This window comes from Frankia tisae (assembly GCF_025403405.1).
GTDB classification, from domain to species: domain Bacteria; phylum Actinomycetota; class Actinomycetes; order Frankiales; family Frankiaceae; genus Frankia; species Frankia tisai.
Map to the genome: position 1 here is coordinate 1 of NZ_JANEZT010000236.1, position 10,765 is coordinate 10,765.

Sequence of the window (10,765 nt, forward strand, 5' to 3'; positions counted from 1 at the left end):
GAGGCGAGCAGCCCGGCCACGACGGCGGCGGGCAGCAGCCCGGCGGGGGCGGGCAGCGGGTCACGGCCGCGGACCACGGTGGCCGACCAGTGCCCGACCGCGGCGAGCACGGGCATCGGGGCGAGCAGGGTGAAGGCCACGACCGACAGGATGAAACCGGTGGCCAGCGCGGTCACCAGGCAGGCGGCGGTGAGTAGCCGGGTGGCGGTGGCGGGCGGGAGTCGCCGACCGAGCCAGCCGCCGCCGGCGGCCAGCAGCAGGCTCGGGACGAACGGGACGAGCGCGACGGCCGTCATCGCCGGGGGCCGCCGTCGATGCTGTCGGCGTCGGCGTCCGGCTGGTGGGTGGCGAGGAGGTCGGAGAGGAGCTGTTCGTCCTCCGGTCGCAGGTCCGCGACGAACCGGGCGAGTGTCTCGGCCCGGTGGCTGCCGGCGCCGAGCAGACGGGACATCTGCCGGGCGGTGAGCGCGGCGTCGAGGGTGTCCGGGTCGGTGGCCGGGGCGTAGACGTAGGAGCGGCCGGCGGGCTGGCGGGTCAGGGCGCCCTTGTCGTGCAGACGGGCGAGGGTCGTCATCACCGTGGTGTAGGCCAGTGGTTCGCCGAGCTCGGCGAGCGTTTCGGCCGGAGTGAGCGGCCGGCCGGCCGCCGCGATCGCGGCGAGTACCTCCCGTTCGAGTGCTCCCGGTTCGCGCCTGGGTTTCCGCGCCACTCTCACCCTCCTCGCTACTACTGGATTGATAGTACAAGGAGTCTGGTAGCCGAGCATGGCGCCCGAAGGCTCCGTGACGGCCGTCGAGGCGCCAGCCCTCCGGCGACGCCGACCTCGCCACCCGCCGCGTCCACGACGGACTACTATTCATCGAGTAGTAGACATGGGGATGTTCGACGGGAGGACGTATGGCGGTCGGAGTTCCAGCGGTGGAGGCTTCCGGGCTGGTCAAACGCTTCGGTGGTCTCATCGCGGTGGATCATGTTGATCTGCGGGTGGATGTTGGGGAGGTGTACGGCATCCTCGGCCCGAACGGCGCGGGGAAGACGACGTTCCTGCGGATGCTGTTCGGGCTGATCCGTCCGGATGCCGGGACGTTGCGGGTGTTCGGCCGGACCTGGGGGGATGCCGGCCCGTCGATGTTGGACGGGGTCGCCGGGTTCATCGAGAGTCCGAGGTTCTACCCGTATCTGTCCGGCCGGCGGAACCTGGACCTGCTCGCCGGCCTGGACGGCGGCGGGGCGGACAGCCGGATCGACGAGGTGCTCGACGTCGTCGACCTTGCCGGGCGGGCGGGTGACAAGGTCGGGGGCTACTCCTTCGGGATGCGCCAGCGGCTCGGGGTCGCCGCGTCGCTGCTGCGCGACCCGCAGCTGCTCGTGCTGGACGAGCCGGCCAACGGCCTGGACCCCGCCGGCATCCGGGACATGCGCGCCCTGGTCACGAGGCTGGCTGCCGGGGGGCTGACCGTGCTGCTGAGCAGCCACAACATGGACGAGGTCGAGGAGATCTGCGACAACGTCACCATCATGCGCACCGGCCGGGTGGTCTACCACGGCTCGATCAACCAGCTGCGCGCCCAGGCCCCGGACCCGTCCCACCGGCTGGTGACCAGCGACGACGCCCAGGCGCTGCGCCTGGGCGCCGACCATCCGGCCGTGTCCGTCTCAGCCCACCCGGACGGCGGCCTGGCACTGCGCGCCCAGCCCGCCGACGCGGACGCCTACATCCTCGCCCTCGGCCAGGCCGGGGTGGCGGTACGGGCGCTGCACCTGGAGGTCGCGCCGCTGGAGTCGCTGTTCTTCATGCTCACCGAATCCGACCCGGCAGCCGGATTCGACGTGCCCGCCCAGACCCAGCCGGACACCCTCACCGGAGCGACCTCGTGACCATCCCAGCCACCACCGCCACAGCCCCGGTGCCGCCCGCGACGATCGACCTGCGGCCGGTCGGCCGGGGCCGGGTGGTCACCGCCTACCGGTGGGAGATCACCAAACTCGCCGCCCAGGCCCGCACCCGCGCGACGCTCGCCGTCTGCCTGGTCGCCCCGTTCGTGTTCGTGGTGCTCCTCGACCGCCAGGACCGGCTGCCGAAGGACACCCTCTACGGCCGGTGGGTCCACGCCAGCGGCTTCGCCACCCCGCTGATGATTCTCGGCTTCGCCGCCCAGTGGGTCTTCCCGCTGCTCACCAGCCTCGTCGCCGGCGACATCTTCGCCAGCGAGGACCAGCACGGCACCTGGAAGACGATCCTCACCCGCTCCCACAGCCGCACCCAGATCTTCTGGGCCAAGACTCTGGCCGCAGCCACCTTCGCGACCCTGGTCCTCACCGTCCTCGCGCTGAGCTGCCTAGCCGCCGGCGTGCTCCTCGTCGGCCACCAGCCACTGGAAAGCCTGTCGGGCACCCTGCTGCCCTCGGGGCGTACCGCCGGGCTGGTCCTCGCCGCCTGGGCGAGCGCGCTACCGCCCCTGCTCGGTTTCACCGCTCTCGGGATCATGCTGTCGGTGCTCACCCGAAGCAGCCCGATGGGGATCGTCGGCCCGATCGTCCTCGGGCTGGTCATGCAGCTCTACGCCTTCCTCAACGGCGCCGACACCATCCGCCACCTGCTCCTGGTCACCCCGTTCGACGCCTGGCACGGCCTACTCGCCGCGCACCCGTACTACGGGCCGCTGCGCGACGGCACGCTGGTCAGCGTCGGCTACATCCTCATCTGCCTGGCCGTCGCCTACACGGCGCTGCGCCGCCGCGACATCACCGGAGGCTGACCCGCATGCACCGTCCCACCCCCGGCCGGCTGGTGCGCGCAGCCGTCGCCGTCAGCGCCGCGACCGCGCTGACCGCAGCCCTGGCCGGCTGCGCCACCGACGTCACCCGGCCCCGCGTCGAAGGCTCGATCGGCCCCGTCTTCGCCAACCTCTACGTCCAGCAGCAGGCCCTGCTCGGCCACCCCGGACTCACCCCCACCGCCGTCGCCACCAAACCCACCTGCCACCGCACCACCCCCGGATCCCACGACAAAGGCGCCGGCAGCGACTGGATCTGCCAGGTCGGCTGGACCGACGGCACAGGCAAACACCAGAACGGCAAGTTCGAACTCCAGGTCCGCTCCAACGGCTGCTACCAGGCCGGCGGCCCCACCAAAATCGTCGGCCCACTCATGATCCAGACCTCCACCGACAAACAGGTGATCAACCCGGTGTTCGAGTTCGACGGCTGCTTCGACACCACATGAAACCCACCCGAGGCAGGATCGCCTCGGCGGAGGCGGTGCCGGTCCGGATCGCGGTCGCATATTTGATCATCTGGTCGTACTGTTCGGCGACGACGTCCCCGCGGATCGGCCGGGTCAGCGCCGGCGCGAGCCGCGGGTAGGCGTCCGGTTCGCCGGCGGCGGCCCGGTACAGCCGTGCCGTGGCGGGAAGATGTTCTGGTCGAACGCGCCGAAGTGCGTCGAGTCGCCGGCCACCGCGGTCGACCCACCGTGGAGGAACACGAACTCACCCCCTGGGCGGTCCGGTGCCTCCCGCACGTCGAGGACTCGGTAGCCGTGGGCGACCAGGCTCGCTTCGACCTCGTCCCGGCCGCGGAAGCGCAGGGTCGAGTCCGAGGTGACGACCACGCCGTCGGTCAGGAAGCGGTAGGTGTAGCGGAAGGAGACGAACGGAAGACTGACGTCGGTGACCTCCAGGCGCCGTTCCACCAGGCCGATGTCCGCGATGTCGAGGGTGACCGGATCGACGTCCACCGCCCACTCCTGCCAGGCGTGACGTTCGGGGCGCCTGGTCTCGAAGACGAGATGGCCGTGGGGGCGCAGGGCGGTGTGGATGCCCTGCAGGGCCCGGCCCCAGTCGTCGTCGGTAAGAAAGACCTGGGCCACGTTCCCGGTCATCGTCGCCAGGTCCGCGTCGAGCGCCGGCAGTGCCGCGGCATCGCCGTGGATCCAGCGGACCCTTCCCGCCCGGTCCTTCGACCTCGCGACCCTGAGCGACTCCTCGGCCGGGTCGACACCCACGACCGTGCAGCCGCTTCCCGCGAGCAGGACCGCCAGGGAACCGGTCCCGCACCCGACGTCGAGCACAACACGCGCGGTCAGCTCGGCGGCGGTCGCGAGGTAGGCGGTCACGTCGTCGCGGTCTCCGTCGAAGGCGTCGTAGACCCGCGCGAGGAGAGGGTGGGCAAAGATCGGATCCGGCATCCAGGGACCATACCCACCGTCAAGCGCCCTGCGAGGGCGCTGAGATCGCTCCGGTTCCGCCGATGCTGGCGGGCCGCCGGTGCTGGCGGACATGCCCTTCTCCGCCCAGACCGATGAAGCGGGCGCTGGAGCGGGTGGACGAGATCGCCGTGTACCGGCTGGGGCGGGTGAAGCTGGACAAGCTGCCGCCGAACCGGCTCGCCGCGCTGGCCCGGTACGGGCTGGGGTCGAAGGCGACTGGCATGACCTGCTGCCCGTCAGTCCGACAGCCAGTGCAGCTCGTGCGCCAGGGTTGTGGCGACGGCACGGACGCGGCGGTGTAGTGGCGACTGTTCGCGCGGAAGGACCAGGTGGATCGTCAGGCTGGGTGCGCCGTGCAGCGGTCGCCAGGTGATGCCGGGCGGTGATGCCGTGACGGCGGCCTCGCCGGCCGGGGCGAGGGTGAGCCCGTTGCGCAGGTCGCGCTGTGACATGTCGAAAGAGACTGTGGGCGTGTGGAATCGGGGAGGTGGCCGGGTATCGCGGAACAATGCGGCCAGCTGGTCGTGGATCACGGGGTTGGCCGCACGGTCGGGGAGTCGCAGCGGATACGCGGCCGCGGCGGCGATCTCGATCTCCGGGTGTTCGGCCAGCGGATGGTGTTGCGCCAATTGGACGCCGATCCGCTCCCGCCGCAGCAGGTACCGGCGCACGCCACGGCCCGGCTGTTCACCGCGGGTGATCCCGGCATCGACGCGGCCGTCGGCGACCGCGGGGGAGATCTCCGGTGTCGCCATCGGGACCGCGCCGACCTCGAGTCCGCTGTTGCCGCGAATCAGCCTGTCCACCAGGGCCGGTGCCGTCTCGGCCCCGGCGCTGAGGCTGTATCCGATGCGGAGCGTGCCCAGTTCACCGGCCGCCGCGCTCCGGGCGGTGTCCCATGCCCGGTCCAGCGCCGCCAGCGCGGGCGGCGCAGACTCCGCCAAAGCCGCACCGGCCGTGGTCAAGACGACGCTACGCGTGTTGCGGACCAGCAGGGCCGTACCGAGTTCCGCCTCCAATCGGCGCATCCGGGCGCTGAGCGCGGGCTGTGCGATACCGATCCGTGCGGCCGCGCGGGTGAAGTTCAACTCCTGCGCCAGCACCAGGAAGTACCGCAGGCTCACCGTATCCGGCGCCACGTGCCCTCCCTGCCGATTGATAACGATCCGTTCTGAGCCTATCCCGTACCGGTCTTTCCCTCGACCGCACGCCAAGCCCTAACCTGTGCATATGACGATTCAACTGACCGCGGTCCTGGACATCGCACTCACGCAGCCCGCCGACCCTGATCTGGACGGAGGTCGTCATGCATAAGTTGGTGGTCCTGTATTCCAAGCCCGCCGACCCTGACCACTTCCGCGACTACTACGTGACCAACCACCTTCCACTGGTCATGAATTGGCCCGGCCTGCTTGCGTGGCGCTACAGCTTCGACGTGGCGGCGACCAGGGGAGAAGCGCCGTATTTCGCGGTCTTCGAAGGCGACTTCGCTGACGCCGCCGCCATGGCCGCGGCGCGGGCGTCGCCGCAAGGCCAGCGGGTAGCCGCCGATGTCGCCAACTACGCCACCGGCGGTGCGGTCATCATCCACTATCCGGTGCAGGACGGCACCGGCTGAGGTAGGACGGTACGCTCCGGGACGCGTTCGGTCGGCCGTTGCGGCCAGGTCCGGCTGTCGGCGGAACGCCGTTCGCGGTTGTCAGCACCCGCGTCCGCGTCCGGCCCCAGTTCGAGGCCGCCCTCGCGCTCGCCCGCCAGGCCAAGACCCACGCCCCGCACTGCCGCGTCGTCTTCACCGTCTCCGGGAGTCGACCCGCGAAGGGCTCGACGCCGCGGCCCGCAGGGACAAGCACGGCGGCCGCCCGGCCGTCATCACCGAGGACATGCTGCACACCGTGCTCCGCCGCCGGGCGAACGGCGAGTCGGTCGAGCAGATCCAACCCGACCTGATCATCCCCACCGGCAAGCGCAAAGGTCAGGCCCCCAGCGTCGCGAGCATCTACCGCGCACTCGCCGAGAACGAGAAGCAGGAGGCGTACCCCGAGGCCGTCGCCCAGGCGCACGCCGACTTCGCCGACCTCCAGGGCGTCGACGACATCCCTCGCCCCCGCCGGGTCCGTATCCGACGCCCTGGCGACCCGCTCGCAGCCGACGAAGCCGACCTCCGCCAGCGACTCCAGACCCAGCCTCACCCGAACTCGGAGACCGCCACCCAGGAACCATGATCATTCTCGGCGCCAACCGCTGTACCGATGTTCCCCAAGCCCCGTATATCCGCAGAGGTCGACGGGAACGCCGAGCGCAGCGCGGGGGAGCGGAACCCTCTGGCACCTGATGGACATCCCCCCTCGCGCGAACGAGGAGCTAGCCTGATGGCCCCAGGACTTCGGGAAACGCGCGGACGGTGTACCGGTCCGTACAGGGTTCGGGACGTCGGGAGAGGCATCTGCCGTGGGAAACCTGCGGGTGGACCAGCCGGGCGGCAGTGTCAGGTGCGCCCGATGACCCAGCTGCGGACGCTGGTGGTGGACGACTGGCCGGTGTGGCGCGAGCTGAGGCTGGCCGCGTTGGCCGACGCACCGCAGGCGTTCGGCTCCGCGCCCGCGGACTGGCAGGGGGACGGCGACACGGCACGACGATGGCGAGCTCGACTCGAGACGGTGGCCGTCAACATCGTCGCCGACCTCGACGGTCAGCCGGCTGGCATGATCAGCGGTGATCGGACCGGCTCCGACACCGTCGAGCTGATGCGGTCCTGCTCTACCAGCGCAGCGGGTTCACCCGGACCAGCGTCGCAGCGGCGGTCCCTGGCGATGACCAGTCGGAGTGGGTGATGGAGCGACCGCTGCCCGGCCGGCGCACCCCGCCAGGCGATCGGCGATCTGCTGGGCTTCGGCGAGCTGGTCCTCGAGGATGACGATGCGGCAGGCGGCGTCGATCGCGGTGCCCCCGTCGACGAGTTCACGGACCCGGGCGGCGATCCGTAGCTGGTAGCGGGAGTAGCGGCGGTGGCCGCCCTCGGAACGCAGCGGGGTGATCAGGCGGGCTTCGCCGAGGGTGCGCAGGAAGGCGGGGGTGGTGCCGAGCATCGCGGCCGCACGACCCATGGTGTAGGCGGGGTAGTCGTCGTCGTCGAGGTTGTCGGCCGGCCGGGGGACGGTTCTAACGGTCATCGCACCTTTCGGGACACGTCGAGGGGCCCTGGTGCCATCTGCAGCACCAGGGCCCCGGGGGCTCAACAGCACCATCTCCCGGCCAGACGCGCCGGGTCGTTAAGTCCGCACTGCCACCTGAGAGGGTGGGTATGCGGGGATCGTGTATGCGTGACCGGGGACCACCTTCCCATCCGGGGCCTTGCACGGTGACCGGGCGAGCTACCCCATCGCCCGGGCGATCCTGATGGCGTCTGCTCCCCTCTCCTCGTAGCTGCTACCTGCCGGGACACAGCCGAACTGTGGTGCGGTGATGCTCGGCGGCCGCCCTGGCCGCCGTCCCGCTCGCGTCAGTTCATCTCTGCCGCGACCATGGACTCTCTTGGCTACGACAGGAACCCTACCCACGGCAGCATCCGGATGTCTACTGTGGCGGGGACAGATTTTTCCGCTCTGAGCAGACAGGTTTGCCGCTGGGCCCAGGCGCGTCCAGACGCCGGGACCGCCGGCCCGGGAACGCCCGGGTTGAGCCACAGGGCCAGGGTGCCGGCGATCAGCCCGGGCAGCAGGATGGTGGAGAACAGCGAGCGGCCGGGGAGGACCCTGTCGGGTCGCTGGCGCTTCGGGGTCACCTGGCCGTCGCCGCCGACAGCCACGCCACCCGGGGCGTCGCCGCGGCTAGCCGGCCTGGCCCGGCTCGCGCGAGGGGGAGCGGATGGTGAGGACGGCCTCGACGGCACTGCGGCCGAGTGCCTGGTAACCGTGGTCGGCGTCGCTCTGCCAGACCGCGGTCTGGCCGGGGCCGACCTCGATCTCCCGCCCCGTCACGCCGGCGCGGGCGCGCCCGTGGGTGACGAGAAGGTGCTCGACGACGCCGGGGCCGTGGGCCGTGGAGACATGCCGAGCGCCCGGGTCGAGGTGCAGGAGGTAGACCTCGACCGTGGTGCCGTCGGGATGGCGGGTCGCGTCGAGCAGGCGCGCGCCGATGCCCGGGGAGGTGACCTCGGCGCCGCCGCGCTCGGCGAGCAGCGTCGACAGCGGTACGCCCAGCGCCCCGGCGAGCGCGTAGAGCGTCGACAGCGTCGGGTTGCGGGCGCCGTTCTCGAGCTCCGACAGCGATCCCTTGCCGACCCGGGCCCGCGACGCGAGCGTCCCCAGTGACAGCCCCCGGGCCTGGCGGGTCGCGCGCAGCCGGGCGCCTATGGCGGCCGCGGCGTCGGGTTCCATGGCTGGCAGCGTATCGAGAGTTCTGTTTTCGGAACGATCGACAGTATTGTTCTGTATATGGAACAGCGCGATCGCGACTTACCGGCCGACGCGACCAACCTGGACCGCGCGGACGGCGCGGACGGCGAGGCGGTTTCGGGGGTTCGCCTCGCCCATCTGGTCAGCGCGGGCGTCGTCACGGCGCTGGTTGGGTTCGCGAGCGCGTCCGTCGTGGTGCTGGCCGGGCTGCGGGCGGTCGGGGCGAACCCCACGCAGGCCGCCTCGGGCCTGCTCGCCGTCACCGTCACCCAGGCGCTCGGGACGCTGTGGCTCAGCCGCCGGCACCGAATGCCGATCCTGCTCGCCTGGTCGACCCCGGGCGCGGCGCTGCTCGCCTCGACCGGCGCGGTCGACGGTGGCTGGCCGGCGGCGGTCGGGGCCTTCTTCGTCGTCGGCGGGCTGATCCTGGCCACAGCGCTGTGGCCACGCCTCGGGGCGCTCATCGCCCGGGTCCCCACGCCGATCGCGCAGGCGATGCTCGCCGGCGTCCTGCTCTCGCTGTGCCTTGCGCCCGCCCACGGGCTGGTGGACCATCCGGCGCTCGTCGCGCCGGCGGTCGTGGTGTGGCTGGCGCTGGGGCGGCTCGCGCCGCGCTGGGCGGTGCCGGCGGCGTTCGCCGCCGCGGTGGTGGCGGTCGGGATCTGGCTCGGCCGCCATGGCGGCCCGCACGGGCCGCTGCTGCCCCAGGTCGCGCTGACGTCGCCGACGCTGACCTGGGCGTCGGTGCTCTCCCTCGCCGTCCCGCTCTACGTCGTCACGATGGCGTCGCAGAACGTGCCGGGTGTGGCGGTGCTGTCCTCCTACGGGTACGCGGTCCCCTGGCGGGAGTCGATGACGGTGACCGGTGTCGGCACCGTCCTGGGTGCGTTCGCCGGCGGCCATGCGATCAACCTGGCTGCGATCACCGCGGCGCTCGCCGCGAGCCCCGCGGCGCATCCCGACCCGCGGCGACGCTGGATCGTCGCCCACCTCGCCGCCTGGACCTTCCTCGTCCTCGCCGCGGTGTCCACGGCCCTCGTGACGGTCGTGACCGCCGCCCCCGCCGGCGTCACCACGGCCGTCGCGGGCCTCGCCCTGTTCGGCACGCTCGCCTCGTCGCTGGCGTCGGCCCTGGCCGACCCGGCCGACCGCCAGGCCGCGGTCGTCACCTTCGTCGTCGCGGCCAGCGGCATCACCCTCGCCGGCGTCGGCGCCGCCTTCTGGGCACTCACCGCCGGCCTGCTCGTCCGCGCCACCCTGGCCCCGAGGCTCGGGTTCGCACCACCAGGGGAAAAGTAGCTCGGCAAGCCGGGCAACCTGCAAGCGGCCCGCCGGTCTCTGTAAGGCGAGGGAGGTCGTGGTGGGCACAGACGAGGGCGACGACGGCGACGACGGCGGGTTCACGGCGTACTTCACGCCGCGGGCTGCCGGGCTGCTGCGGTTCGCCTACCTGCTGACCGGCGACGCCGGCGAGGCGGAGGACCTGACCCAGACGACGCTGACCCGCGTGTTCGTCGTCTGGCCGCGGGTCCGTGGCCATGGCCGGCCCGACGCCTACGCCCGCCGGGTGATGGTCAACGCCAACGCCCACCGGTTCCGCCGCCGCCGAGTCCGCCAGGTGCTCGTCGACGTGCCGCCGGAACGGGCGCAGCCCTCGCCGCAACTCGCCGCCGTCGAGGACCGGGCGGGACTTGCCGCGGCGCTCGCCGCGCTGCCGCCACGGCAGCGGGCCGTCGTCGTGCTGCGCTACTGCGAGGACCTGCCCGAGGTCGAGGTCGCCGCGCTGCTGCGCTGCTCGGTCGGCACGGTGAAAAGCCAGGCATCGAAGGGGCTCGCCAAGCTCCGCACCCACCCCGCGCTCGCCGGCCCCGCCGGCGCACCGGCCTCGTCTCAGGTCGGATACCCCCTCGTTGGTCCGCGAGAGGAGACACGATGAACGCGCCCCCGCCCGGTAGCTCCGACGACGCGGTCGCCGGCTGGTTGCGTTCGGCGGCCGGCCAGGTAGAGATCCGCCCCCCGGCCGAGCTGGTAGCGGCGGCGCGGGCCGCAGCGCCCGCCGCCCGGCGCCGGCGCCGCCTCGCCGTCATCGTCCCGGCCGGCGCCGCGGTCCTGGCGGCCGTCGTAATCGGGACCGGCGTCCTCATCGGCGGCCCGGCGG

General features: G+C 72.2%; 15 protein-coding genes and 2 pseudogenes. 9 read left to right on the top strand and 8 right to left on the bottom strand.

What is annotated here, in order from left to right; translation table 11 throughout:
- Both NBZ85_RS20585 and NBZ85_RS20590 read right to left on the bottom strand, forming a co-directional pair.
- A pseudogene (locus NBZ85_RS20585) lies at positions 1-296 on the bottom strand (M56 family metallopeptidase); the annotation flags it as partial.
- Positions 293-709 carry a BlaI/MecI/CopY family transcriptional regulator gene (locus NBZ85_RS20590; RefSeq protein WP_261558705.1) on the bottom strand — a complete coding sequence of 139 codons (417 nt, stop codon included), beginning with the start codon at positions 707-709 and terminating at the stop codon, positions 293-295. The pseudogene NBZ85_RS20585 and the gene NBZ85_RS20590, both read right to left, overlap by 4 nt.
- A gap of 188 nt (positions 710-897) precedes the next feature.
- Here NBZ85_RS20590 and NBZ85_RS20595 point away from each other — a divergent pair, with 188 nt between their 5' ends.
- From NBZ85_RS20595 to NBZ85_RS20605, 3 genes are read left to right on the top strand one after another with little or no spacing between them, the layout of a single operon-like run.
- Complete coding sequence (locus NBZ85_RS20595) at positions 898-1,878, top strand: ABC transporter ATP-binding protein (RefSeq protein ID WP_261558704.1); 981 nt, start codon at positions 898-900, stop codon at positions 1,876-1,878.
- Positions 1,875-2,759, top strand: a complete 885-nt coding sequence (locus NBZ85_RS20600) for an ABC transporter permease (protein WP_261562427.1) — start codon at positions 1,875-1,877, stop codon at positions 2,757-2,759. The genes NBZ85_RS20595 and NBZ85_RS20600 overlap by 4 nt, the downstream gene beginning before the upstream one ends.
- Before the next feature lie 5 nt (positions 2,760-2,764).
- Positions 2,765-3,226: a hypothetical protein gene (locus tag NBZ85_RS20605; RefSeq protein ID WP_261562428.1), complete on the top strand. Its 462-nt coding sequence runs from the start codon at positions 2,765-2,767 to the stop codon at positions 3,224-3,226.
- On the opposite strand, the gene NBZ85_RS33265 is transcribed toward NBZ85_RS20605, so the two are convergent.
- The 4 genes from NBZ85_RS33265 to NBZ85_RS20620 are packed head-to-tail and all read right to left on the bottom strand — an operon-like array spanning position 3,183 to position 5,349.
- Positions 3,183-3,398 carry a Tn3 family transposase gene (locus tag NBZ85_RS33265; RefSeq protein ID WP_368861413.1) on the bottom strand — a complete coding sequence of 72 codons (216 nt, stop codon included), beginning with the start codon at positions 3,396-3,398 and terminating at the stop codon, positions 3,183-3,185. The genes NBZ85_RS20605 and NBZ85_RS33265 overlap by 44 nt on opposite strands.
- A complete protein-coding gene (locus NBZ85_RS20610) occupies positions 3,341-4,189 on the bottom strand; it encodes a class I SAM-dependent methyltransferase (protein ID WP_261559279.1) in 849 nt (282 codons plus the stop codon). Before NBZ85_RS20610 ends, NBZ85_RS33265 begins: the two co-directional genes overlap by 58 nt.
- A gap of 19 nt (positions 4,190-4,208) precedes the next feature.
- On the bottom strand, positions 4,209-4,433 hold the full coding sequence (locus NBZ85_RS20615) for a hypothetical protein (RefSeq protein WP_261559278.1): 225 nt from the start codon (positions 4,431-4,433) through the stop codon (positions 4,209-4,211).
- Positions 4,434-4,446: 13 nt separating this feature from the next.
- A complete protein-coding gene (locus NBZ85_RS20620; RefSeq protein ID WP_261559277.1) occupies positions 4,447-5,349 on the bottom strand; it encodes a LysR family transcriptional regulator in 903 nt (300 codons plus the stop codon).
- Positions 5,350-5,528: 179 nt separating this feature from the next.
- Here NBZ85_RS20620 and NBZ85_RS20625 point away from each other — a divergent pair, with 179 nt between their 5' ends.
- From NBZ85_RS20625 to NBZ85_RS20635, 3 genes are all read left to right on the top strand, one after another.
- Entirely contained in the window at positions 5,529-5,828 is a 300-nt protein-coding gene (locus NBZ85_RS20625) for an EthD family reductase (RefSeq protein ID WP_261562429.1), read from the top strand.
- Between the two features lie 265 nt (positions 5,829-6,093).
- Positions 6,094-6,435 carry a hypothetical protein gene (locus NBZ85_RS33840; RefSeq protein WP_261562430.1) on the top strand — a complete coding sequence of 114 codons (342 nt, stop codon included), beginning with the start codon at positions 6,094-6,096 and terminating at the stop codon, positions 6,433-6,435.
- A gap of 276 nt (positions 6,436-6,711) precedes the next feature.
- Positions 6,712-7,044, top strand: coding sequence for a GNAT family N-acetyltransferase (locus tag NBZ85_RS20635; RefSeq protein ID WP_261562431.1), 333 nt, complete (start codon positions 6,712-6,714; stop codon positions 7,042-7,044).
- Here NBZ85_RS20635 and NBZ85_RS20640 read toward each other — a convergent pair.
- Entirely contained in the window at positions 6,988-7,383 is a 396-nt protein-coding gene (locus NBZ85_RS20640; RefSeq protein ID WP_261559273.1) for a helix-turn-helix domain-containing protein, read from the bottom strand. The two genes, NBZ85_RS20635 and NBZ85_RS20640, sit on opposite strands and share 57 nt — an antisense overlap.
- Positions 7,384-8,040: 657 nt before the next feature.
- Entirely contained in the window at positions 8,041-8,589 is a 549-nt protein-coding gene (locus tag NBZ85_RS20645; RefSeq protein ID WP_261559272.1) for a helix-turn-helix domain-containing protein, read from the bottom strand.
- A gap of 57 nt (positions 8,590-8,646) precedes the next feature.
- Here NBZ85_RS20645 and NBZ85_RS20650 point away from each other — a divergent pair, with 57 nt between their 5' ends.
- The 3 genes and pseudogenes from NBZ85_RS20650 to NBZ85_RS20660 all read left to right on the top strand — a co-directional run.
- Entirely contained in the window at positions 8,647-9,906 is a 1,260-nt protein-coding gene (locus NBZ85_RS20650; protein ID WP_261562432.1) for a benzoate/H(+) symporter BenE family transporter, read from the top strand.
- 61 nt (positions 9,907-9,967) lie between these two features.
- Positions 9,968-10,543: a SigE family RNA polymerase sigma factor gene (locus NBZ85_RS20655; RefSeq protein WP_372517785.1), complete on the top strand. Its 576-nt coding sequence runs from the start codon at positions 9,968-9,970 to the stop codon at positions 10,541-10,543.
- Positions 10,540-10,765: pseudogene (locus NBZ85_RS20660) on the top strand (hypothetical protein); the annotation flags it as partial. The gene NBZ85_RS20655 and the pseudogene NBZ85_RS20660, both read left to right, overlap by 4 nt.